Below are 20,887 nucleotides of genomic sequence, written 5' to 3' on the forward strand. Positions count from 1 at the left end.
CCTATTCCGAAGGAACGTGGCTGGTTGTCATGTCCAGCATGACCCGCCCATCTGGGCGGAGGACCTGCGTGCGGACCACGCTCAGCCGACGCCCCTTTTTCACGTATTCCGCCCGTGCGGTCAGCGTGCCTTCGCGCGTGTTGGCCAGCAGGTTTGCGTTCAGGTTCACCGCAAGGGGAAAGCCCTGCATGCCCTTCGACACCTCGGCCCCGCCCAGAACCAGCCGCGTTGCCAGGACATCGGCGAACCAGATCATCGCCCCGGCATGCACCGTGCCGAAGGGATTCAGGATACCGGGTTGCACCGGCATCTCGCCACTGGCGCGGTCATCGCCGTCGTAACGGACGGTAAAGCTGATCTTGCCGTCGAAAGTCGTATCGCTCATCGGATCCTCCCGTTTCCGGCAGAAGGCCACGGGCGGCGGCGACTTGCAACTCTGGCCGCGACGTCGAGGATAGGGACGCAACAGAAGGAGGACGAGATGGCCGGAACCGAAACCCTGCGGACCTATGTGCAACCCTGGCACTGCGACGAGATGGGGCACATGAACGTGCGCCACTACCTGGGCATGTTCGACGACGCGGCCTTTGTCCTGCTGGCGATGATCGGGCATGTCACCGACGAGAATTTCGGCTGGGCCGACGTGCAGCACACGATCCGTTACCTTGACGAGGTGCCGCGCGGGACGGCGGTGGTGGTGACCTCGGAATTGGTGAAGCTGGGCACCAAGTCGATGACCGTCCTGCACCGGATGTCGGATGCCGCCAGCGACTCCCTCAGGGCCGAGGCCGAGACTGTGACCGTCTACTTCGACCTCAAGGCGCGCAAGGCGGCGCCGATCCCCGAGGTCTATCGGACGAAACTCGAAGCGCTCTAGGCTCTACTCAAGCCACTTCGGCCCCTCGGGCGTCTGGATCAGCGCGGCCAGCGCGGGGGCCTGGCCCGCCGCCACCTCGACCCGCGGGTCGTCGATGACGCCGGAAAGGAGGCCCTGCAGGTGCGCGGGATCCGGATGGCTCAGCACGAGGCGCCGCAGCTCCAGCCCGGCGCCGGGCATGGCACGCGGCGGCAGCGGGCTGTTGCCCCATTCAATCAGACTGGGAAAGGTGCCGCCCTCGGGAAGGGAACCGTCCTCGGGCACGGTCAGCAGCCAGTGCAGATCCCCGCGGGTGACCCGCAGGGCCGGGCCGCTGGATGTCGGCAGCGCGGGGTGGAGCCCCGCCATGTCGGTGGTCCGCACCACCCAGTGCGCAAGCCGCGGGCGATCGGGGCGGTGATCCAGCGTGAACCACCGCGGGCGGGCCGGCGCGGGCGCGTCGGGATCGACGGCGATGACCTCGAGAAACGCGGCCTCGCCCAGCCGGACGAGGTGGTTGTGGGTGCCCATCAAGGGATGCGATCCGCCCTTGGGCAGACGCACCCCGATGGCCGCCTCCACGTGGTCGAGCCCCGCGGCAAGGTCCGGGGCGATGACGACGATATGGTCGAACTCAGCCATCGCCCGAATAGACCCTATTGCAGGTCCTTGAAGGCCTTTTGCAGCCGTTCGACCGCCTCTTCGACCCGCGCGCGCGGGGTGGCGAGGTTGAATCGGTTCCAGCTTTCGCCGCCATGCCCGAAGGCCGGACCCTGGTTCACCGCGATCTTCGCCTCACCCGCGATCCGCTGCATCACCTCGTCACGTTCCATCCCGGTGCCGGCGAAATCGACCCAGGCCAGGTAGGTGCCTTCGAGCTTCATCGAGCGCAGGCCCGGGATCTCGGCGATGCCCTTGTCGAACACCTCGCAGTTGCCGGCGACATAGGCACAGAGCGCGTCGACCCAGGCCGCGCCCTCGGGCGAATAGGCGGCGGGGACCATGTGCTTGCCGAAGGCGTTCGGCGACAGGCCCAGCCCGGCAACCGTCGCCGCGAACGTGGCGCGCAGCTTGGGATCCTCGACGATCACGTTGCCGGTGTGCATGCCGGCCAGGTTGAAGGTCTTGGTCGAGGCGGTCATCATCACCGTCCGGTGCGCGGCCTCGGGCGCGGCGACGGAAAACGGCACATGCTTGTGGCCCGGCAGGACGATGTCGCAGTGGATCTCGTCCGAGACGACGATCAGGTCGTGTTTCTCGGCAAAGGCCGCCAGGGCGCGCTGTTCCTCGACGCTCCAGACCCGGCCGCCGGGATTGTGCGGCGAGCAGAACAGGATCATCTTCTCGCGCCCGGTCATCTGGCCTTCGTAGGCGTCGAAGTCCATCACGTAGCGGCCGGCCTTCTCGACCAGCCCGAACTGCACGACCTCGCGACCGCCGGCGGTGATCACGCGGTGAAAGGCGTGGTAGACGGGGGTAAAGAGGATGATGCCGTCGCCCGGCTGGGTCCAGCTGTGCATCGCCAGGGCCGCGCCGTTGACCAGCCCGTGGGTCGAAAAGATCGCCTCGTCCTCGTCGGTGATGGTCCAGCCGTGCCGCTCGCGGGCCCACCAGCGGATCGCGTCGAGATAGTCACTATCGTTGCCGAAATAGCCGAAGACGCCGTGCTCGGCATAGGATTTCACCGCGTCGATCACGCCCTGCGGCGGGCGGAAATCCATGTCGGCGACCCACATCGGGATCCCGTCGTCGGGAGAGACGCCCGCGAACTCTTCCATCTTGTCCCATTTCGCCGAATGGGTGCCGCGCCGCTCGATCAACTCGTCAAAAAACATCAGTCGTCCTTCCAATTCCGAAGGGAAGCTAGCCCACTCACCGGCGGGCGCAAGTGGATCGTTGCGCCCCTTTCCTTCATCGCCTAAATGAAACGGATGAAACGCCCGATCCTGATCCATCCCGACCCGCGACTGAAGAAGGTCGCAGCGCCCGTTGCCGACCTGAGCGACGATCTGCGCAAGCTCGGCGATGACATGCTCGAGACCATGTACGACGCGCCCGGCATCGGGCTGGCGGGGCCGCAGGTCGGTGTGCTGCAGCGGGTTCTGGTGATGGACTGCGTCAAGGACGACGGCCCGCCCAATCCCTTTGTCATGTTCAACCCCGAGATCATCGCCGCCTCGGACGACACGAACATCTACGAGGAAGGCTGCCTGTCGATCCCCGAGCAGTACGGCGAGGTCGAACGCCCGGCCGAGGTCGAGGTGCGCTGGATCGACCGGGACGGGAACAGCCGCGAGGATGTCTTTGCCGGCCTGTGGGCGACCTGCGTCCAGCACGAGATCGACCACCTCGACGGCAAGCTCTTCATCGACTACCTGAGCCCGATGAAGCGGCAGATGATCACCCGCAAGATGCAGAAGCTCAAGCGCGAACGCGCGAGGGCCTGAGCCATGCCGGTGCTGCCGATCCTGCGCTGGCCGGACCCGCGCCTGGCGCAGGTCTGCGCGCCGGTCGGTCCGGACGAGGACGTGGCAGGGCTGGTTTCCTCAATGTTCGAGACGATGTACGACGCACCGGGCCGGGGCCTTGCCGCGCCGCAGGTCGGCGTGGTGAAGCGCGTCTTCGTCATGGATGTGACCTGGAAGGAAGGCGCCCGGTCGCCCGTCGCCTGCATCAACCCCGAGATCCTCGATGCCTCTGGGCAACTGGGCCATGCCGAGGAGGCCTGCCTGTCGATCCCGGGCATCGCCGCGACCATCGAACGCCCCGCCTGGGTGCGGATGGGCTGGACCGATCTTTCCGGCACCCGGCAAGAGGCGCTTTTTGAGGGCAACTGGGCGATCTGCGCCCAGCACGAATACGATCACCTCGACGGGCGGGTCATCTTTGACCGGCTGACGCCCGAGGCCCGCGCGGTGCTGGAAACCGCCTACGAAGACTCGAAAGGCCCCGACGCATGACCGTGCGCCCGATCCTGAAATGGCCCGACAAGCGGCTGCGCACCGCCGCCGCAGACGTGACCGAGATCACCGACGATGTCCGCGCAACCTGGGCCGACATGGTCGACACGATGGAGGCGATGCCCGGCGTCGGCCTTGCCGCCGTGCAGATCGGCGTGATGCAGCGGCTGGCGGTCGTCGATGCCTCGGGCGATCGCGGACAGGCCGTGCTGCTGGCCAACCCGGAGGTCCTGCACGCCAGCGTCGAACCGCGCGACCACGAAGAGGCCAGCCCCTGCCTGCCGGGCGTCTCGGCCAAGATCACGCGACCGCGGGCCGTGACGGTGCGTTTCCTGAACGCGGCGGGCGAGGTCGAGGACCGTGATTTCGTCGGTCTCTGGGCCACCAGCGTCCAGCACCAGATCGACCACCTCGCCGGGCGGATGTACTTCGACCGGCTGAGCAAGGTGAAACGCGACATGCTGCTGCGCAAGGCGCGGAAGGGGGCCTGAGATGCGGATCGTCTTCATGGGCACGCCCGACTTCTCGGTCCAGGTGCTGGACGCGCTGCACGCCGCCGGGCACGAGATCGCCGCGGTCTATTGCCAGCCGCCGCGCCCCGCGGGCCGCGGCAAGAGGGATCGCCCGACGCCGGTCCACGCCCGTGCCGAGGCGCTCGGGCTTGAGGTGCGGCACCCTGCGTCGCTGAAATCAGAGACGGAACAGGCGGATTTCGCCGCATTGGGGGCCGAGATCGCGGTCGTTGTGGCCTATGGGCTGATCCTGCCCCGGGCGATCCTTGACGCGCCGGCGCGCGGCTGTCTGAACATCCACGCCTCCCTCCTGCCGCGCTGGCGCGGGGCGGCGCCGATCCATCGGGCGATCATGGCCGGGGACGCGGAAACCGGCATCTGCATCATGCAGATGGAGGCCGGGCTCGACACCGGGCCGGTGCTGCTGCGCGAGGCGACCCCGATCGGAGCCGAGGAGACAACCGGCGCATTGCATGATCGCCTCTCCGAGATGGGCGCACGCCTGATCGTCGAGGCGCTGGCGCGGATCGACACGTTGCAGCCCGAGGTGCAGCCCGAGGTCGGCGTCACCTACGCCAGCAAGATCGACAAGGCCGAGGCGCGCGTCGACTGGACCCGCCAGGCGGCCGAAGTCGACCGGCAGATCCGCGGCCTCTCGCCCTTTCCCGGCGCCTGGATCGAGGTAGAGGGCCAGCGGATCAAGCTGCTGGCCTCGCGGCTGGCCGAAGGGTCGGGCCCTCCGGGCACCGTGCTTGACGACGCGCTGACCGTGGCCTGCGGCACCGGCGCGTTGCAGGTGCTGCGCCTGCAACGGGCGGGCAAGGGCCCGCAGGACGCCGAGACCTTCCTCCGCGGACTGGCCCTTGGCGCCGGTAGCAGGCTCTAATCAAGGCATTTCCGGAGGCACTGCCACCGATCTCCCGTGCAGGGTCACTGGACGCCCGTGCGAAACCGGACCTCTCAGGACCCGGCTTGCCCTTCCGAACGCGCGGCACTAGGGTTCAGGACACCTCGGGGTGCCCGGCTGGGCTGAGATGCGGCGACGCGAACCCGTTGAACCTGAACCGGTTAACACCGGCGGAGGGAAGGTACGGCATCCCCGGATCTGCTCCTTTCGCCGCAATGGAGGATGTCATGCGACCCCTTACCCTTGCAGCGGGACTGACACTTATCGCCACCGGCGCCACGGCGCAGGAGGGCGTTCTGACCGTCTATGCCCCGGACTACTTCACCAGTGAATGGGGCCCCGGCCCCGCGATCGAAGAGGCGTTCGAGGCCGAGTGCGGCTGCGACCTCGTCTATGCCGCGGGCGACGTGCTGCCGCGCCTGATGCTCGAAGGCCAGCGCACCGAGGCGGACGTGGTGATCGGCCTTTTCAACGACCAGATGGTGCAGGCCCGCAAGAGCGGCCTGTTCGCGCCGCACGGCCAAGACAACGGCCAACTCGACCTGCCGGTGGACTGGACCGACGACACCTTCCTGCCCTTCGACTGGTCCTACCTGGCGTTTGTCTACGACGCGACGCGGATCGACACGCCGCCCGCCAATTTCGAAGACCTTGCGAACATGCCCGAGGACGTGAAGCTGGTGATCCAGGACCCGCGCAGTTCCGAGGCCGGGCTGGCGCTGGTCTACTGGATCAAGGCTGTCTACGGCGACGAGGCCGGCGCCTACTGGGAACGACTGGCGCCGCACATCCTGACCGTGACCGCCGGGTGGTCCGAGGCCTATGGCCTCTTCACCGACGGCGAGGCGCCGATCGTGCTGAGCTACACCACCTCGCCCGCCTACCACATCGTGGCCGAGGAGGATGAGACCAAGAAGGCCGCGATCTTCGAAGAAGGGCACTACCCCTATTTCGAGCTCGCCGCGAAGGTCGCGGGCACCGACGTGCCCGAGTTGGCCGACCGCTTCATGGCCTTCGTGCTGAGCGACACGTTCCAGGACCTGATCCCGATGGGCAACTGGTCCTACCCCTCAGCGCAGCCACAAACGGACTGGCCCGAGGTGTTCCGCGACCTGCCGATGCCCGACAAGGCGGTCTACCTCGGCGAAGAGGAAGCCGACGCGATGCGAAAGGCGGCGCTCGAGGAATGGCGGCAGGCGCTGTCGCGCTGAGCCGGGGCTGGCCCGGGCGCGTCGCGGCGATCTGCGTCGCGGCGTTCCTGCTGCTGCCCCTGCTCGCCGTGATCTGGCGGGCCGAGGGGATCGGCTGGCCGGACCCCGGCGACATGGCGGCGGTCCGGTTCACCGTGGTGCAGGCGCTGTTGTCGGCCGGGCTGTCGTGCCTGCTGGCGGTGCCGGTGGCCCGCGCGCTGGCCCGGCGGCGATTTGCCCTGCGCAGTCTCTATATCGGGCTGATGGGTGCCCCATTTATCCTGCCGGTCATCGTGGCGGTGCTGGGGCTGATCGCCGTATTCGGCCAGGGCGGGATCGTGAACGCGCTGCTTCGGCCGCTGGGGGTCGGACCGGTCACGATCTACGGGCTGCACGGCGTCGTGCTGGCGCATGTCTTCTTCAACCTGCCGCTGGCCGTGCGGCTGATCCTGCAGGGCTGGCAGGAGATCCCCGGCGAACGCTTTCGCCTGGCCGCGCAGATCGGCGCCGGACCGCGCGACATCTGGCGGCTGCTCGAGCGGCCGATGCTGGCGGCGGTCCTGCCGGGCGTCTTCACCGTGATCTTCGCGATCTGCCTGACCAGTTTCGCTGTGGCCCTGACCCTCGGCGGCGGCCCGCGGTCTACGACGGTGGAGCTAGCGATCTACCAGGCCTTCCGCTTCGAATTCGACCTGGGACGCGCGGCGGTGCTGTCGGTCATCCAGCTTTGCCTCGTCATCGCGGCCGGGCTGATCGCGCTGCGCGTCACGCGGGGCGAAGGGTTCGGCACCGGGCTCGACCGGGTGGTCGACCGCTGGGATGCGAGGGGCCGTGTCGCGCGGGGGCTCGACACAATCTGGCTGGGCCTCGCTGCGGTGTTCCTGCTGGCGCCGCTGCTGTCGGTGCTGGTGCGCGGCATCGCGGAGCTGGGCGATCTGCCCGGCACGGTGTGGTCCGCGGCCGGGGCTTCGGTTGCCGTGGCACTCGGGGCGACGGGGCTGACGATGGTCTGCGCGCTGGCGATGGCGCTGGCCCGGCGCGGCTGGGTCGAAGTGATCGGCCTGCTGCCGCTTGCCGCCTCGCCGCTGGTGTTAGGCACCGGGCTCTTCATCCTGATCAACCCGATTGTACGGCCCTCCGACCTGGCGCTGCTGGTGACGATGGCGGTCAACGTCGTGATGGCGCTGCCCTTCGCGCTCCGCATCCTCGGCCCAGCAGCAGCGGGGGTGGAACGCGACTATGGCCGACTGGCCGACAGCCTCGGCCTGGAGGGCATGGCACGGCTGCGCTGGCTGATCCTGCCGCGCCTGCGCCGGCCTCTCGGGTTTGCCGCCGGATTGACGGCGGCGTTGTCGATGGGCGACCTGGGGGTGATCGCCCTCTTTGCCGATCCGCAGGTGTCCACGCTGCCCCTGACGGTCTATCGCCTGATGGGGGCCTACCAAATGCAGGCGGCAGCCGGGGCGGCGGTGCTGCTGCTCGGGCTGAGTTTCGGGCTGTTTGCCCTGTTCGATTTCGGAGGGCGCTGGCGTGCTGACACTTGAACGGCTCGAGATCGTGCAGGGCGACTTTCGCCTGACGGCGGACTGGTCGGTGCCCATGGGCGAGCGGCTGGCGCTGATTGGGCCTTCGGGCGCGGGTAAGTCGACCCTGTTGTCGGTGATCGCCGGGTTCTTTCCGGCCACCACCGGGCGGGTGCTTTGGGACGGCGCGGACATCACCGGCGCCGCGCCCGGGCAGCGGCCGCTGGCGATGTTATTCCAGGACGGTAACCTCTTTCCGCACCTCAGCGTCCGGCGGAACGTCGGGCTCGGCATCCGGCCCGACCTGCGGCTCGACGCGGGCCAGAAGGCGCGGGTCGCGGCCGCGCTGGACCGGGTGGGCCTGGATGGGTTTGCCGACAGGAAGCCGGGCACCCTGTCGGGCGGCCAGCAGAGCCGCGTGGCGCTGGCCCGCGTGCTGGTGCAGGACAGGCCGCTCCTGCTGCTGGACGAGCCGTTTTCGGCGCTCGGCCCGGCGATGCGGGCCGAGATGCTGGACCTCGTCGACGGCATCTGCCGGGATCGCGGGGCGACGCTGATCATGGTCAGCCACGCCCCCGAGGACGCGGCGCGGATCGCCGACCGGATCGCGGTTGTCGACGACGGTGTGGCCGAGGCACCGGTTGAGACGCGGACCGCTTTGGCCGACCCGTCCGACCGGCTCAGGCGCTACCTCGGCTGAACCAGCCAGAAACGGAAAAGGCCCCGCCGAATGGCGGGGCCTTTCCTGTTCCGGGGACGTGCGCGATCAGGCCGCGTCGTCCTGGGGATGCTTGTGCGGTTTCCAGATCCGCTTGTTCGTCAGGTAGAGCAGCGAGCTCAGCACGATCAGGAAGATCACGGCGGTGAAGCCGACCGTCTTGCGCGCCATCATCTTGGGCTCGGCGGTCCACATCAGGAAGGCCGAGATGTCCTCGGACATGTGCTCCACGTCGTTCGGGTGACCGTCGGCGAACTCCACCAGGCCGTCCGTCAGCGGCGGCGGCATCGAGATCCAGCCACCGGCAAAGGCGGTGTTCTCGTAGAAGGTGGTGCCGGCCTGCTCGCGGGTGTTGCCGGTGTAGCCGGTCAGCAGCGCGTGCAGGTACTCGGGCCCGCCGATCCCACGGAAGAACTGGTTGATCCCCAGGCCGTAGGGGCCATGGAACCCGGCGCGGGCCTTGGCCATCAGGCTGAGGTCCGGCGCGTTGGCGAGGGACGAACCCGGGAAGTGGTCGTTCGGGATCGCCGGACGGGTGTCGTCCAGTTCTTCGTCGAAGACCTCGAAGTTCTGGCTGGCATAGGCGCGGACCTGGTCCTCGGGCATGCCGGGGCCGCCGGGATCGCCGATCGTGCGGATCGGGACATAGCGCAGGCCGTGGCAGGCGGAGCAGACCTCGGTGTAGATCTGCAGGCCGCGCTGCAGCTGCATCTGGTCGAACGTGCCGAACGGACCTTCGAAGCTGAAGGCGAAGTCCTCGATATGCGCGGTGTCGTGGCCGCCACCGTGGTCGTCCTCGCCGTGCTCTTCGGCGCCATGCTCTTCCGTGGCGCGCTCTTCGGCCGCCTCGGCGTTGGCGTGGCCTTCCTCGACTTCCTCGGTCGCGACCTCTTCGGCCTCGGCATCAGCCGGGGTTTCCTCGGTCGCGGTTTCTTCTGCCGGGGCTTCCTCGGTCGTCGCTTCCTCGGCCGGGGCCTCTTCGGTTGCGGTTTCCTCGGTCGGGGTCTCTTCGGCCGCGGGCGTCTCGGACGGGGTCTCCGTCGCCTGGTCCTGGACCTGCGTTTCCTCGGTCTGGCTGCCTTCGGTCGTCGTGGTCTGGGCCAGGGCCGGAACCCCGCCCAGGCCGATCACCAGCGCCAGGGCGCTGACGGACAGGGACGATTTGCGGATCATGTCGTTCATTTCTCTCTCCGCTCACTCAGCCGGGGTGGCAGATTTGCCGGCGCCGGACTTCGGGCCGTAATGGGCATCGAAATCCTCTTCGATCGTTGCGGGCGGGGCCTTCGGTTTCTCGAAGACGCCAAGCAGCGGCAGGATCACGAGGAAGTAGGCGAACCAGTAGGTCGCACCGATCAGCGAGATGGTCGAGTACGGCGGTTCCGCCGGCATCGCACCCGCCCACATCAGGACGACGAAGTCGATGACCAGCAGGGCGAACCACCACTTGAACATCGGCCGGTAACGGCCCGACCGCACGGTCGAGGTGTCGAGCCACGGCACCAGCGCCATGACCGCGATCGCACCGAACATCGCCAGCACGCCGAAGAACTTGGCGTCGATGATGCCGCCGGTGATCCAGCTTGCGAACATCACGACCCAGACGTCCGAGGTGAAGGCGCGCAGGATCGCGTAGAACGGCAGGAAGTACCATTCCGGCACGATGTGCGCGGGCGTCGCCAGCGGGTTGGCCTCGATGTAGTTGTCGGGGTGGCCGAGGTAATTCGGCATGAAGCCCACGATCGCGAAGAAGAACACCAGCACGATGGCGAGGCCGACGAAGTCCTTGATCACGAAGTAGGGCCAGAACGGCAGCGTGTCCTTCTGGGCCTCGGCCTTGGAGCCGCGGCGCACTTCGACACCTGTCGGGTTGTTGTTGCCGGTCGAGTGGAACGCCCAGATGTGCACGATCACCAGGCCCGCGATGACGAAGGGCAGCAGGTAGTGCAGCGAGAAGAAGCGGTTCAGCGTCGGGTTATCCACGGCCGGCCCGCCCAGGAGCCAGGTCTGGATCGGTTCGCCGATCAGCGGGATCGCCCCGAAGAGGCCGGTGATCACGGTCGCGCCCCAGAAGGACATCTGTCCCCACGGCAGCACGTAGCCCATGAAGCCGGTGGCCATCATCAGCAGGTAGATCAACATGCCGATGATCCAAGTCACCTCGCGCGGGGCCTTGTACGAGCCGTAGTAGAGACCGCGGAAGATGTGGATGTAGACGGCAAAGAAGAACAGCGACGCGCCGTTCATGTGCATGTAGCGCAGCATGTAGCCGCCGTTCACGTCACGCATGATGTGTTCGACCGAGGCGAAGGCCATGTCGACATGCGGCGTGTAGTGCATCACCAGGACGATGCCGGTCGCGATCTGCAGAACCAGGCAGAAGGCCAGGACGATGCCCCAGATCCACATCCAGTTGAGGTTCTTGGGCGTGGGGATCATCAGGGTGTCGTAGATCAGCCCGACGACGCCGAGACGGCTGTTCAGCCATTTCTCGCCGCTGGTCTTGGGCTCGTAGTGATCGTGCGGAATTCCGGACATTATTGCCTCCCTCAGCCCAGGACGATTTCAGTCTCGCCGTCGAACTGCGCGACGGGGACAGGCAGGTTTTCGGGGGCCGGACCTTTGCGGATGCGGCCTGCGGTGTCGTAGTGCGAGCCGTGGCAGGGGCAGAACCAGCCGCCGAAGTCGCCGGCCTCGCCCAGGGGAACACAGCCCAGGTGGGTGCAGACGCCCATCATGACCAGCCATTCCTCGGCCGCGTCGCCTTCGGCGCCCTCGGGGGCCAGCGCGCGGTTCGCGTCGCTGGCGTCGGCCCCGGCGGGCAGGTTCGCGTTGCGGGCCTCGGGATCGGGCAGGCTGCTGACCTCGACGTCGCGGGCGGACTGGATTTCATCGGCCGTGCGGCGGCGGATGAAGACCGGCTTGCCCAGCCACTTCACGGTGAGCTGGGTGCCCTGTTCGACGCCCGAGACGTCGACGCGGATCGACGACATCGCCTGGACGTCGGCAGAGGGGTTCATCTGGTTGATGAGGGGCCAAGTTGCGGCACCGACCGTTACGGCGCCCACGCCGGCGGTGGCGTAATAGAGAAAGTCTCTTCGGGTGCCTGCGTGATCATCAGCGTGGGACACGAGTTTGCTCCGTTTACCTGGGCCGGAGGGCGGCCATCATGTCTTCTTGGGCCACGCATGGCGCAGCCGTTCTGGCCGGTGTTTAGCGGCGCAACTTCGTAACGTCCAGAGAACAATGGCCGCAGGCACGGAGAGGCGCGGAAGTGTCGCGGGGGACACGGGCGGCACACCCGTCCCGGGCGATCCCGCCTGAATCGTTAACGTTTCGCGAGATCGCGGTCCCGCGGGCGCGGCGGCGCGCGCCCCCGGAGACGAGTTACGTGGCGGTCAGGCGGGTGCGGTGGCCACCATTGCGTCGCGCTCCGCGAATTTCGCGTACCAGTCGGCCAGCGCGTCGCAGTCCTTGCGCCAGCCGTACTGGTCGTGGCGGAAATCGAGGTAGCCGAGCGCGCAGCCAAGCGCGATCTGCCCCATGTCGACCGGTCCGGCGAGGTGGCTCATCCAGCGATCGTTCACCACCTTCACCGCGCGGGCGATCTTGGCCCAGTGGCCGTCGATCCATTCCTCCATCACCTTCTCGGGCGGGCGCAGGCGCTTTTCATAGGCGATGCCGGTGACCGCGCTGTCGAGGATGCCGTCGGCGGTCGCCTCGATCGTCAGCACGTCCCAGAGCCGCGCCTCGGGGTAGAAGCCGCCGCCTGCCTTCATGTCGAGGTAACGGCAGATTACCCGGCTGTCGTAGAGCGTCGGCCCGTCGTCGCGGCTAAGCGAGGGGACCCGCGCCAGCGGGTTGGCCGCGACCAGCGCCGGGTCCGACTGCAGAAGCGTGGTGGTGGTCGGCATCTCTGTCACCCGGTCGGTCAGGCCCGCCTCGCGGATCAGGACGCGGACCTTTCGGACATAGGGTGATGCGTTGGAAGAAAAGAGTTTCATGCTGCGGCTCCCTTGAATCTCGCCGTCACGTTAGGTCAGGGCTGCGCGGAATGTAAATCGGCCGTCGAGGGGGCCCTGCCCCGTCGCGGCAGGCCGCGACTCCCCCGGAGTTTTCCTGGCAAGATGAAGCCGGACGGGCCGCGCTCAGGCCTCGCGGTCGGGCGGTGTCCGCATCAGCGCGGCGAGCGCCGGATCGCCCGCGGCCTCGACACCGTCGGCGGCAGCCATGCGCACGTCCTCGGGCTTGTTCTGTGAGAATTTCCAGGTGCCGTCGACCTCGGCCACAGCGAGGCGGGCGGGAACGATGGCGCGCATCATCCGGTCCATCAGGCCCTCGGTCATCTTGTCCGAGGTCCAGGGCGTCTTGGGCAGCAGGCGGGTCTCGAACTCGGCCGACTGGCGGTCGAGCAGGTCGTGCAGGCCAGCCTCGGGCGTGAGTTCGAGCGTGCCGGAGAGGTGCACCGCGACGTAGTTCCAGGTCGGGACCTGGTCGTCGATCCCGTACCAGTCGGGCGAGATGTAGCCGTGCGAGCCCGCGATCACCAGCCGCGCAGCGCGCGGTTCGGAGAGCGCCTTCACGATGGGATTCGGGCGGGCGAGGTGCAGTTCGGCCAAGGTGCCGTCATCCGACAGCAGGAAGGGCACGTGGCTGACCAGCGGGGTTGCGTCGCCGTTGGCGACAGTCAGGATGCCGAATCCCTGCGCGTGGGCAAAGGCGAGGTTGCGGTCGCGGGCGACATCGCGGAAGGCGCGGTTCGGATGCATCAGGCCCTGAGCCCGGTGGCACCGGCCGAGAGGATGCGAGCGGGTACGATGGCGCCCTCGGGGCGGTCGCAATCGAAATGCACCTCGGTGAACTGTTCGGTCCGGCCCATGCGGGGATTTTCCATCAGCACCAGGTGATCGCGGCCGACCTGCGCGTCGAGGTGGTGGCGCACGGCGGTCGCCCCGGCCTGGCGCAGGCGCGCGGCGCGGTCCTTGATCGCCTGGCCCTTTACCTGCGGCATCCGCGCGGCGGGGGTGCCGGGGCGCGGGCTGTAGGGAAAGATATGCAGCCAGGTCAGGCCGCAGTCCTCGACGAGGCGGAGCGAGTTCTGGAACATCGCCTCGGTCTCGGTCGGGAAGCCGGCGATGATGTCGGCGCCATAGGTCATCTCGGGGCGCAGCTTGCGCGCCTCTTCGCAGAACCGGATGGCGTCGTCGCGCAGGTGGCGGCGCTTCATCCGTTTCAGGATCATGTCGTCACCCGCCTGCAGGCTCAGGTGCAGGTGCGGCATCAGGCGCGGTTCTGTGGCGATGGCCTGCATCAGCGCCTCGTCCACCTCGATCGAATCGATCGAGGAGATGCGCAGGCGCGGCAGGTCCGGCACCAGCTTGAGGATGCGCAGCACGAGGTCGCCCAGCTTTGGCGTCATCGGGAGGTCGGCACCCCAGGAGGTCAGGTCGACCCCGGTCAGCACGACCTCGTTGTAGCCGCGATTCACCAGCCGCTTGATCTGGTCCACCACCACGCCGGCGGGGACCGAACGGGAATTGCCGCGGCCGAAGGGGATAATGCAGAAAGTGCAGCGGTGGTCACAGCCGTTCTGGACCTGAACGTAGGCGCGGCTCCGCGTGCCGAATCCGTCGATCAGGTGGCCCGCTGTCTCGGTCACCGACATGATGTCGTCGACCTGCACGCGCTCGGTCTCTCCGATCAGGTCGGGGACCATGTTGCGCCAGCTCTCGGGCTGCATCTTCTCGGTGTTGCCGAGGACGAGGTCGACCTCGTCCATCGCGGCGAAGGTCTCGGGCTCGGTCTGCGCGGCGCAACCGGTGACGATCAGCCGGGCATTTGGGTTCTCGCGCCGCAGGCGGCGGATCTCCTGCCGAGCCTTGCGCACCGCTTCGGCGGTCACGGCGCAGGTGTTCACGACGACGGCGTCATCGACGCCCGCGCGGGCGGCGAGGTCCTTCATCGCCTCGGTTTCGTAGGCGTTCAGGCGACAGCCAAGGGTCGCGAAGATCGGCGCCTTGCGGTCCATCAGAGCGCCCCCAGGAAATCGGCGTCGAGTTCGGCCCGGAACACCAGCGCGGTTGGTCCGGCCATCCAGACGCCATCCTCGCGCCAGTCGAGGTCGAGCCAGCCGCCGTCCAGCTCCATCCGGACGCGGCGGTCGGTCAGGCCGCGCCGATGCGCGGCGACCAGCGTGGCGCAGGCACCGGACCCGCAGGCCAGGGTGATGCCGGTGCCGCGTTCCCAGACCCGCATCCGGATCTCGTCACGGGCGCGGACCTCGGCAAACTCGACGTTGGTCTTCTCGGGGAAGAGCGGATCGGTCTCGACCGCCGGGCCGCGCCCGGCCGGGTCGGTCTGCCCCGCATCGGGGACGAAAAAGACGCAATGCGGGTTGCCCATGCCAACGCCGACGGGATCGCCGTCGAGCGGCATGTGCAGCGGATCGACGTCGCGGGCCAGCGGGATCTCGTCCCACGCAAGCTGCGGATGGCCCATGTTGATCCAGAGCGTCCCGTCCTCGCGCCGCGCCTCGAGCGCGCCGCGCGCGGTGCGGATCGAGAGCTGGTCGCCCTCGTCCCCCATGACGAGCTGCGCCACGCAGCGGGTCGCGTTGCCGCAGGCCCCGGCGCGACTGCCGTCGGCGTTCCAGAAATCGAGCGTGATGCCATCCGGTTCGCCATCGCGAATCTCGGCCAGCTGGTCGAATCCGACGCCGCGGTGCCGGTCGCCGAGCGCCCGCGCGAGCGCCGGCGTGGTCACGGCCGCACCGCCCCGTGAATCGATGATCACGAAGTCGTTGCCTAGCCCGTGCATCTTGAGGAAGGCCAGAGTCTTATGAGTCGCTGCGTCACGCATGGCGCGCATATAAGGCCTGCGGGGCGGCAATGAAAGCGCGGCGGACAGGCGGCTGAAAGCGGCGTGACGTCAAATCCGAAAAACCGCCCCATTTCCGCTTGACCTCCCAAACGGCTGACCTTAGACGGGCGGCCTGAGTGGGCCGTTAGCTCAGTTGGTAGAGCAACTGACTTTTAATCAGTGGGTCGCAGGTTCGAATCCTGCACGGCTCACCACTTGCACAAAAGGCCCGGACGGCGACGTCCGGGCCTTTTGCGTTTTCCCTCGGGCTCCTGTGGCGCGCTTAGCGACCGTCCTTCGCCTGCGCCTCGCGGACCAGGGCGGCAAAGCGGTAGAAGCCGTGCGCCATCTTGGAATAGGGCGTCACCAGGAAGAAGGTCAGCACGCTGCCCAGGTGCAGTGCCAGCATCGGGCCGGTCAGGACCGAATCGCGCAGCCAGTAGAGCAGCAGGCCCGACAGGCCGACCAGCCCCAGAAGCCAGACGAAGGCCCATTCGCCCGACCCGCGCCCGGGCGTGCCGAGGGCGGGATCGGACCGCGATTTCAGCACCAGCATCCCCGCGCAGCCGATCACCAACAGGATGCCGCCGGGCACGCCCAGCAGTTTCGGGACCGAGAAGAAGCCGTAGGGCGCCGGGCTGTCGAAGACATAGTGCAGGATCGTGCCCGCCGCCGTCGCGCCGAAGCAAAGCAGGAAGCCCCAGAGCACCGCCTGGTGCGCGTAGCGGCGTTCGTTGGTGAAGCGTTCACCCTCTTCGAAGTTGCAGCCCTGCCCCTGGCCGCCGTCGAGGTTCTTCATCCGCCCGGCCGAGATCGCGGCGGCGTGCAGGTCGGCCAGCGTGATGCGGGTGCCCCCGACCTCGGCCCAGTACCGGCGCAGGCTGACGACCAGCGTCGCCAGCGGCAGGACGAAGGCGGGCAGGAAGATTGCCACCATCGCGGTGTGTCCGATCCAGGCATAAAACCCCTCGCCCCCGCCCGGCAGGGCCGAGATGGCGAGGATCATCAGCGCGAATCCCGTGACCAGCGCGGCGGCGAGGGCCGTGCCGTGGCGCTGGAACATCTGCGCGATCCCGCCCGGCCAGGCCAGGCGTTCCCAGCTTTCGGCGCGGGCCTCTGCCAGGGCGGCGGGCAGGTTCAGGTCGAACTCGTGCGGGGCGGTGTACTGGCAGGCGTAATAGCAGCCGCGGCAGTTGTGGCAGAGGTTGGCAAGCTGGGTGATGTCGCCGTCGGCAAAGACCTTGTCCCGGGTGATCGCCGGGAAGACGGAGCAGAAGCCTTCGCAGTAGCGGCAGGCATTGCAGATCTCGACCTGGCGGCGCGCCTCGTCCACCGGGTCGTGCAGGATCACGCCGGGATCGGTCTGCAGGGTGACGTCAAGCGACATGGGCGGCGGCCTCCTGTCCCGCGATGCGGCCGAAGACGGTGCCGATGGTCATGCCGAACCCGGCCAGGTAGCCCTGCCCGAGGATCGAGCCCGCCATCATCTCGCCCGCGCTCCAGATGTTGTCGTAGGGGCCCTGCGGCCCGGTCACGCGGGCGCGGCCGTCGACCTTGAGCCCGAGGTAGGTGAAGGTCACGCCGGGCCGTAGCGAATAGGCGTAGAACGGCGGCTCCTCGATGGGGCGCGCCCAGTTCGTCTTGGCGGGCGTCAGCCCTTCGGTGGCCAGCCCGTCAAGCTCCTGCGGCCGGAACTCCCCGGCCCGGCAGGCGGCGTTGAAGCTGGAAATCGTCGCCAGCGTGGCCTCGACCGGCAGGTCGAGCTTGGCGGCCAGCTCCTCGAGCGTTCCGGCCGCGACCGGCGGATAGACCGAGGGCATGAAGAGGTCGATCGAGCGCGCATCGATGATCGAATAGGCGACCTGTTCGGGCTGCGCCGCGACGAGACGGCCCCAGATCGCGTAGCGCTTGGGCCAGACATCCTCCCCCTCGTCGTAGAATCGCTGGCCCTCGCGGTTGACCACGACCGAGAACGGCACGCAGTCCAGCCGGGTGACGATTCCGCCGTCGAACTTGGGCGCGCGGCCGTCGATGGCCACGGCGTGGCACTGGGTCGGATCGCCGACCGAGGCAGCGCCCTGGTCCAGCATGTCCTTCAACACGACTCCGCGGTTGTAGGGCGTCCCACGGATCAGGAAGTTCCGCGCGCTTTCGCCCCAGGCCCGGGCCAGCCAGTCGATGTCGCCCTGGAACCCGCCCGAGGCGAGGACAAAGGCGCGGGCATGGATGCTGCGCCGCGCGCCGCCCGCGATCTCGACCTCGACATGGGTCGCGCGGGTGCCGTCGATCGCGACATGGCGCACCTGCGCCTCGTAGATCACCTTTACCCCGAGCGCCTCGGCGGTGAGGTAGTAGGCGTTGACCAACGCCTTGCCGCCGCCGAGGAAGAAGGCGTTTGTCCGGTCGAGCGACAGCGTGCCCGCCAGCGAGGGCTGGAACCGGACCCCGTGGGCCTGCATCCAGGGCAGGCAGTCCTCGGAGGTGCGGATGGTCATCCGGGCAAGATCCTCGTCGGTCTCGCCCCGCGTCACGCGGAGGAGGTCGTCGAAGAACTCCGCCTCGTCATAGGTTTGCACGAGGGGGCCGAGGTCGCCGTGATGCATGCAGCGGAAGTTGCGGGTGTGGCGCGAATTGCCACCGCGGTAGGCCTTGGGTGCGCCTTCGAGGATCAGGACGCTGGCGCCCGCCTCTGCCGCCTCGATCGCGGCGCAGAGCGCGGCGTTGCCGCCGCCGGCGATGACCACGTCCCAGTCGCGGGACAGAATCTGCATGAGGTCGTCGGTCACGGCGCCGCATCCGTGTCGGGATCCTGTCGCAGCATCCGCAGGCGGGTGCGCTGCGCGCGTTCCATGTGGGTGCGCATCGCCGCCTCCGCCGCGGCGCCGTCGCGGGCGGCCAACGCCTCGAGGATGCGGCTGTGCTCGGCCACCGCCTCCTGTGCGCGCTCGGGGCTTTCCATGCTCGACGGGCCCAGGATCAGCAGGGTGGATTCGACCGTCGCCATGGAGCGGAGCAGAAAACGGTTGCGGGCGGCGTCCATCAGCCGGCGGTGGAACTGCCGGTTCAGCCGGGCCAGCGCGGCGGTGTCCCCCTGCCCCGCGGCCACCGTCATCTCGCCGTTGATCGCCGCAAGCTCTTCCAACTCGACCGGAGAGGCCGCGCGGGCCGCCAGCCGGGCCGCGGTGCCTTCGAGAACGGTGCGCATCTCGTAGAGCTCCATGATCTCGGGGTAGTCCAGCGACCGGACGACGGCGCCGGTGCGCGGCTGGTGCGCCACCAACCCCTCGGCCTCGAGCCGGCGGATCGCCTCGCGCACCGGGGTGCGGCTGATCTCGAGCCGCTGCGCGATCTCGGTTTCGGTTAACCGGGCGCCGGGTCTGAGCGCGCCCGACCGGATTTCCTCCCGCAGGCGCTCATAGGCGCTTTCGCCCTGCAAGGGCCGGGTTGCGCCATCGCTGGCGATCAGGTCGAGATTGGGTATTTCCTCCATGCATCCATTCGTATACAGCTGGATACAAATGCGTCAAGCACCTTCCCCATTCTGGCAACGAACCGATGTCCGCCGTGGCGGAACCCTCCTGCTCGCCATTGCGGGCACGGGTCTCTTCTGGCTGATCGACTTCCCGCTGCCGTTCCTTTTCGGCCCGATGTTCGCCTGCCTCGCCGCCGCGCTCCTCGGCGCGCCGCTGCAGGGCACGCCGACGCTGTCGAGCGCCTCGCGCACGATCCTCGGCGTGGCGGTCGGGGCGTCAATCACCCCGGCGGTCCTGCACCAGATCCCCGACATGCTGGGATCGGTCCTCTTCGTGCCGGTCTACATCGCCGCGATCGGGCTGGTCGGCGTGCCCTACTTCCACCGGATCTGCGGCTTCGACCTGCCGACCTCGTACTTTGCAGCGATGCCGGGGGGCTGCAGGACATGGTCGTCTTCGGACAGGAGGCCGGGGCCGATGTCCGCGCCCTGTCGCTGATCCACGCGACGCGGGTGCTGATCATCGTGACCCTCGTCCCCTTCCTGCTGCTGCACCTCTTCGATCGCCCGCTGGTCCAGCCCATCGGCGCCCCCGCGTGGGAGATCCCGGTGCCCGAGCTGGTCCTGATGGTGCTGGCTGCGCTGATCGGCTGGAAGGGCGGCGAACGGATCGGGCTGTTCGGGGCCGCGATCCTCGGCCCGATGATCGTGACGGCGGTGCTGTCGCTGACCGGGCTGATCCACTTCCGCCCCCCGCGCGAGGCGATCCTTGCCGCGCAGTTCTTCATCGGGATCGGCATCGGCGTCGGCTATGTCGGCGTCACGATGTACGAGATCCGCAAGGACGTGCTGGCCGGCGTGGCCTATGCCGGGATCCTCGCCGTGCTGGCCTTTGTCGTGACCGAGATCGTCGTTCAGCTGGGCTTTGCCGACCCGGTCGAGGGGTTCCTGGCCTTCGCCCCCGGCGGCCAAGCCGAGATGGCGGTGCTGGCCATCGTCGCCGGTGCGGATCTCGGGTTCGTGGTGGTGCACCACATCCTCAGGATCACGCTGGTGATCATCGGCGCCCCGATCTTTGCCGCGGTGCTGGGCCTGCGCGGCAAGTCGCGGGCCGACGGCTGACGCCGCCGGCCGCGCCAGGTCAGTCCAGGCTCTTGTCGCTGGTGTCGGCCAGGCCCTGCGTCCAGTAGCCCGCCGCCTTCATGCAGTCCTTCGGATGGCCCCGGTCGTTCAGGAAGTGATCCCGCAACGCCCGGGCGACCCGTGCCTCGGCCGCGATCCAGACATAGCCGCGCCCGTCCGGCAGGCTCAGCGTCCGCGCGGCATCCAGCAACGGCGCCGCCTCGGCCGCCGCGGCAACCGGGCGATGCACCCAGTGCGCCGCGTGGCGGGCGGCGGTGTCGAACAACTGCTCGTCCGCCGCGCCCGGCACCGCGACCAGCGACACCGCCTGCGCGCCAGGGGCGAGCTCCTCGAGCCGGCGGCCGATCGCGGGCAGCGCCGTCTCGTCCCCGATCAGGAGCCACCAATCGAACACCGGCGCCACCACGGCCGAGCCGCGCGGCCCGCCGATCACCAGCGTGTCGCCCGGGCTTGCCGCCAACGCCCAGGCGGTGGCCGGCCCGGCCTCGTGCAGGGCAAAGTCGATCACGAGGCGACCCGCATCGGTGTCGAAGGCCCGGGGGGTGTATTCGCGCATCAGCGGCTCTTCCCCGCCCGAGGGGAACCGCAGCTTCACATGGTCGTCGGGCGCGAGGCTGACGAAATCCGCCAACTCCTCGCCGGAAAAGGTGATCCGCACCATGTGCGGCGTCAGGGTTTCGACCGCGCTCACGGTCAGGGTGCGGCGCTTCAGCTCATGCCGGTGCCGGGTAACGATCTGGTCCAAGGGGTG

At 68.4% G+C, this 20,887-nt stretch carries 21 protein-coding genes, 1 tRNA gene, 2 pseudogenes and 1 riboswitch; of the genes and pseudogenes, 10 read left to right on the plus strand and 14 right to left on the minus strand.

Annotated features, from left to right (window positions below):
• Position 1 precedes the first annotated feature (1 nt).
• A complete protein-coding gene (locus tag ACE2AC_RS12935; protein ID WP_375687659.1) occupies positions 2–385 on the minus strand; it encodes a PaaI family thioesterase in 384 nt (127 codons plus the stop codon).
• 96 nt (positions 386–481) lie between these two features.
• On the opposite strand from ACE2AC_RS12935, the gene ACE2AC_RS12940 reads away from it, so the two are divergent.
• Positions 482–877 (plus strand): acyl-CoA thioesterase, encoded by a 396-nt coding sequence (locus ACE2AC_RS12940; protein WP_375687661.1) that lies wholly within the window; start codon positions 482–484, stop codon positions 875–877.
• 3 nt (positions 878–880) lie between these two features.
• On the opposite strand, the gene ACE2AC_RS12945 is transcribed toward ACE2AC_RS12940, so the two are convergent.
• Together ACE2AC_RS12945 and ACE2AC_RS12950 are read right to left on the minus strand one after the other, a co-directional pair.
• Positions 881–1,498 (minus strand): VOC family protein, encoded by a 618-nt coding sequence (locus tag ACE2AC_RS12945; protein WP_375687663.1) that lies wholly within the window; start codon positions 1,496–1,498, stop codon positions 881–883.
• A gap of 14 nt (positions 1,499–1,512) precedes the next feature.
• Positions 1,513–2,691, minus strand: a complete 1,179-nt coding sequence (locus tag ACE2AC_RS12950; protein WP_375687665.1) for a MalY/PatB family protein — start codon at positions 2,689–2,691, stop codon at positions 1,513–1,515.
• A 96-nt stretch (positions 2,692–2,787) separates the two neighbouring features.
• Between ACE2AC_RS12950 and def (ACE2AC_RS12955) the strand changes: the two genes are divergently transcribed.
• The 7 genes from def (ACE2AC_RS12955) to thiQ all read left to right on the plus strand — a co-directional run bounded on the left by def (ACE2AC_RS12955) (position 2,788) and on the right by thiQ (position 8,648).
• Positions 2,788–3,303: a peptide deformylase gene (gene def / locus ACE2AC_RS12955; RefSeq protein ID WP_375692107.1), complete on the plus strand. Its 516-nt coding sequence runs from the start codon at positions 2,788–2,790 to the stop codon at positions 3,301–3,303.
• A gap of 3 nt (positions 3,304–3,306) precedes the next feature.
• The gene (gene def, locus ACE2AC_RS12960; protein ID WP_375687667.1) at positions 3,307–3,816 is read left to right on the plus strand and encodes a peptide deformylase; all 510 of its coding nucleotides are present in this window, start codon (positions 3,307–3,309) and stop codon (positions 3,814–3,816) included.
• Complete coding sequence (def, locus tag ACE2AC_RS12965) at positions 3,813–4,307, plus strand: peptide deformylase (protein ID WP_375687669.1); 495 nt, start codon at positions 3,813–3,815, stop codon at positions 4,305–4,307. The genes def (ACE2AC_RS12960) and def (ACE2AC_RS12965) overlap by 4 nt, the downstream gene beginning before the upstream one ends.
• Before the next feature lies 1 nt (position 4,308).
• Complete coding sequence (fmt, locus tag ACE2AC_RS12970; protein ID WP_375687671.1) at positions 4,309–5,214, plus strand: methionyl-tRNA formyltransferase; 906 nt, start codon at positions 4,309–4,311, stop codon at positions 5,212–5,214.
• 116 nt (positions 5,215–5,330) lie between these two features.
• A riboswitch (TPP riboswitch) is annotated at positions 5,331–5,431 on the plus strand.
• A 31-nt stretch (positions 5,432–5,462) separates the two neighbouring features.
• Positions 5,463–6,446 carry a thiamine ABC transporter substrate binding subunit gene (locus ACE2AC_RS12975; RefSeq protein ID WP_375687673.1) on the plus strand — a complete coding sequence of 328 codons (984 nt, stop codon included), beginning with the start codon at positions 5,463–5,465 and terminating at the stop codon, positions 6,444–6,446.
• Complete coding sequence (locus ACE2AC_RS12980; RefSeq protein WP_375687675.1) at positions 6,422–7,969, plus strand: thiamine/thiamine pyrophosphate ABC transporter permease ThiP; 1,548 nt, start codon at positions 6,422–6,424, stop codon at positions 7,967–7,969. The genes ACE2AC_RS12975 and ACE2AC_RS12980 overlap by 25 nt, the downstream gene beginning before the upstream one ends.
• A complete protein-coding gene (thiQ, locus tag ACE2AC_RS12985) occupies positions 7,956–8,648 on the plus strand; it encodes a thiamine ABC transporter ATP-binding protein (protein ID WP_375687677.1) in 693 nt (230 codons plus the stop codon). Before ACE2AC_RS12980 ends, thiQ begins: the two co-directional genes overlap by 14 nt.
• A 66-nt stretch (positions 8,649–8,714) precedes the next feature.
• Here thiQ and ACE2AC_RS12990 read toward each other — a convergent pair.
• The 7 genes and pseudogenes from ACE2AC_RS12990 to dapF all read right to left on the minus strand — a co-directional run.
• Positions 8,715–9,431, minus strand: a pseudogene (locus ACE2AC_RS12990) (cytochrome c1); the annotation flags it as partial.
• Between the two features lie 429 nt (positions 9,432–9,860).
• Positions 9,861–11,201, minus strand: a complete 1,341-nt coding sequence (gene petB, locus ACE2AC_RS12995) for a cytochrome b (RefSeq protein ID WP_375687679.1) — start codon at positions 11,199–11,201, stop codon at positions 9,861–9,863.
• A gap of 11 nt (positions 11,202–11,212) precedes the next feature.
• A complete protein-coding gene (gene petA / locus ACE2AC_RS13000; protein ID WP_375687681.1) occupies positions 11,213–11,794 on the minus strand; it encodes a ubiquinol-cytochrome c reductase iron-sulfur subunit in 582 nt (193 codons plus the stop codon).
• 267 nt (positions 11,795–12,061) lie between these two features.
• Positions 12,062–12,667 carry a glutathione S-transferase gene (locus ACE2AC_RS13005; RefSeq protein ID WP_375687683.1) on the minus strand — a complete coding sequence of 202 codons (606 nt, stop codon included), beginning with the start codon at positions 12,665–12,667 and terminating at the stop codon, positions 12,062–12,064.
• A 144-nt stretch (positions 12,668–12,811) separates the two neighbouring features.
• Positions 12,812–13,432 carry an FMN-binding negative transcriptional regulator gene (locus ACE2AC_RS13010; RefSeq protein ID WP_375687685.1) on the minus strand — a complete coding sequence of 207 codons (621 nt, stop codon included), beginning with the start codon at positions 13,430–13,432 and terminating at the stop codon, positions 12,812–12,814.
• Positions 13,432–14,691: a tRNA (N(6)-L-threonylcarbamoyladenosine(37)-C(2))-methylthiotransferase MtaB gene (mtaB, locus tag ACE2AC_RS13015; RefSeq protein WP_375687687.1), complete on the minus strand. Its 1,260-nt coding sequence runs from the start codon at positions 14,689–14,691 to the stop codon at positions 13,432–13,434. Before mtaB ends, ACE2AC_RS13010 begins: the two co-directional genes overlap by 1 nt.
• Positions 14,691–15,521, minus strand: coding sequence for a diaminopimelate epimerase (gene dapF / locus ACE2AC_RS13020; protein WP_375687689.1), 831 nt, complete (start codon positions 15,519–15,521; stop codon positions 14,691–14,693). The genes mtaB and dapF overlap by 1 nt, the downstream gene beginning before the upstream one ends.
• Before the next feature lie 139 nt (positions 15,522–15,660).
• On the opposite strand from dapF, the gene ACE2AC_RS13025 reads away from it, so the two are divergent.
• Positions 15,661–15,736, plus strand: a tRNA-Lys gene (locus tag ACE2AC_RS13025).
• Between the two features lie 68 nt (positions 15,737–15,804).
• Here ACE2AC_RS13025 and tcuB read toward each other — a convergent pair.
• From tcuB to ACE2AC_RS13040, 3 genes are read right to left on the minus strand one after another with little or no spacing between them, the layout of a single operon-like run.
• Complete coding sequence (gene tcuB, locus ACE2AC_RS13030) at positions 15,805–16,908, minus strand: tricarballylate utilization 4Fe-4S protein TcuB (protein WP_375687691.1); 1,104 nt, start codon at positions 16,906–16,908, stop codon at positions 15,805–15,807.
• Positions 16,898–18,292: an FAD-dependent tricarballylate dehydrogenase TcuA gene (tcuA, locus tag ACE2AC_RS13035; protein ID WP_375692108.1), complete on the minus strand. Its 1,395-nt coding sequence runs from the start codon at positions 18,290–18,292 to the stop codon at positions 16,898–16,900. The genes tcuB and tcuA overlap by 11 nt, the downstream gene beginning before the upstream one ends.
• 11 nt (positions 18,293–18,303) lie before the next feature.
• Positions 18,304–19,011, minus strand: a complete 708-nt coding sequence (locus tag ACE2AC_RS13040; protein ID WP_375687693.1) for a GntR family transcriptional regulator — start codon at positions 19,009–19,011, stop codon at positions 18,304–18,306.
• Between the two features lie 157 nt (positions 19,012–19,168).
• On the opposite strand from ACE2AC_RS13040, the pseudogene ACE2AC_RS13045 reads away from it, so the two are divergent.
• Positions 19,169–20,115: pseudogene (locus ACE2AC_RS13045) on the plus strand (AbrB family transcriptional regulator).
• 19 nt (positions 20,116–20,134) lie between these two features.
• Here ACE2AC_RS13045 and ACE2AC_RS13050 read toward each other — a convergent pair.
• The gene (locus ACE2AC_RS13050) at positions 20,135–20,881 is read right to left on the minus strand and encodes a siderophore-interacting protein (RefSeq protein ID WP_375687695.1); all 747 of its coding nucleotides are present in this window, start codon (positions 20,879–20,881) and stop codon (positions 20,135–20,137) included.
• Positions 20,882–20,887 lie beyond the last annotated feature (6 nt).

Source organism: Pseudooceanicola sp. LIPI14-2-Ac024, assembly GCF_042188925.1.
Classification (GTDB): domain Bacteria; phylum Pseudomonadota; class Alphaproteobacteria; order Rhodobacterales; family Rhodobacteraceae; genus Pseudooceanicola.

What these genes read in the sequence shown, in the direction of transcription:
- ACE2AC_RS12935 (WP_375687659.1), bottom strand. Translation starts at nt 385, where the DNA reads ATGAGCGATACGACTTTCGACGGCAAGATCAGCTTTACCGTCCGTTAC.
- ACE2AC_RS12940 (WP_375687661.1), top strand. Translation starts at nt 482, where the DNA reads ATGGCCGGAACCGAAACCCTGCGGACCTATGTGCAACCCTGGCACTGC.
- ACE2AC_RS12945 (WP_375687663.1), bottom strand. Translation starts at nt 1,498, where the DNA reads ATGGCTGAGTTCGACCATATCGTCGTCATCGCCCCGGACCTTGCCGCG.
- ACE2AC_RS12950 (WP_375687665.1), bottom strand. Translation starts at nt 2,691, where the DNA reads ATGTTTTTTGACGAGTTGATCGAGCGGCGCGGCACCCATTCGGCGAAA.
- def (WP_375692107.1), top strand. Translation starts at nt 2,788, where the DNA reads ATGAAACGCCCGATCCTGATCCATCCCGACCCGCGACTGAAGAAGGTC.
- def (WP_375687667.1), top strand. Translation starts at nt 3,307, where the DNA reads ATGCCGGTGCTGCCGATCCTGCGCTGGCCGGACCCGCGCCTGGCGCAG.
- def (WP_375687669.1), top strand. Translation starts at nt 3,813, where the DNA reads ATGACCGTGCGCCCGATCCTGAAATGGCCCGACAAGCGGCTGCGCACC.
- fmt (WP_375687671.1), top strand. Translation starts at nt 4,309, where the DNA reads ATGCGGATCGTCTTCATGGGCACGCCCGACTTCTCGGTCCAGGTGCTG.
- ACE2AC_RS12975 (WP_375687673.1), top strand. Translation starts at nt 5,463, where the DNA reads ATGCGACCCCTTACCCTTGCAGCGGGACTGACACTTATCGCCACCGGC.
- ACE2AC_RS12980 (WP_375687675.1), top strand. Translation starts at nt 6,422, where the DNA reads ATGGCGGCAGGCGCTGTCGCGCTGAGCCGGGGCTGGCCCGGGCGCGTC.
- petB (WP_375687679.1), bottom strand. Translation starts at nt 11,201, where the DNA reads ATGTCCGGAATTCCGCACGATCACTACGAGCCCAAGACCAGCGGCGAG.
- ACE2AC_RS13005 (WP_375687683.1), bottom strand. Translation starts at nt 12,667, where the DNA reads ATGAAACTCTTTTCTTCCAACGCATCACCCTATGTCCGAAAGGTCCGC.
- ACE2AC_RS13010 (WP_375687685.1), bottom strand. Translation starts at nt 13,432, where the DNA reads ATGCATCCGAACCGCGCCTTCCGCGATGTCGCCCGCGACCGCAACCTC.
- mtaB (WP_375687687.1), bottom strand. Translation starts at nt 14,691, where the DNA reads ATGGACCGCAAGGCGCCGATCTTCGCGACCCTTGGCTGTCGCCTGAAC.
- dapF (WP_375687689.1), bottom strand. Translation starts at nt 15,521, where the DNA reads ATGCGTGACGCAGCGACTCATAAGACTCTGGCCTTCCTCAAGATGCAC.
- tcuB (WP_375687691.1), bottom strand. Translation starts at nt 16,908, where the DNA reads ATGTCGCTTGACGTCACCCTGCAGACCGATCCCGGCGTGATCCTGCAC.
- tcuA (WP_375692108.1), bottom strand. Translation starts at nt 18,292, where the DNA reads ATGCAGATTCTGTCCCGCGACTGGGACGTGGTCATCGCCGGCGGCGGC.
- ACE2AC_RS13040 (WP_375687693.1), bottom strand. Translation starts at nt 19,011, where the DNA reads ATGGAGGAAATACCCAATCTCGACCTGATCGCCAGCGATGGCGCAACC.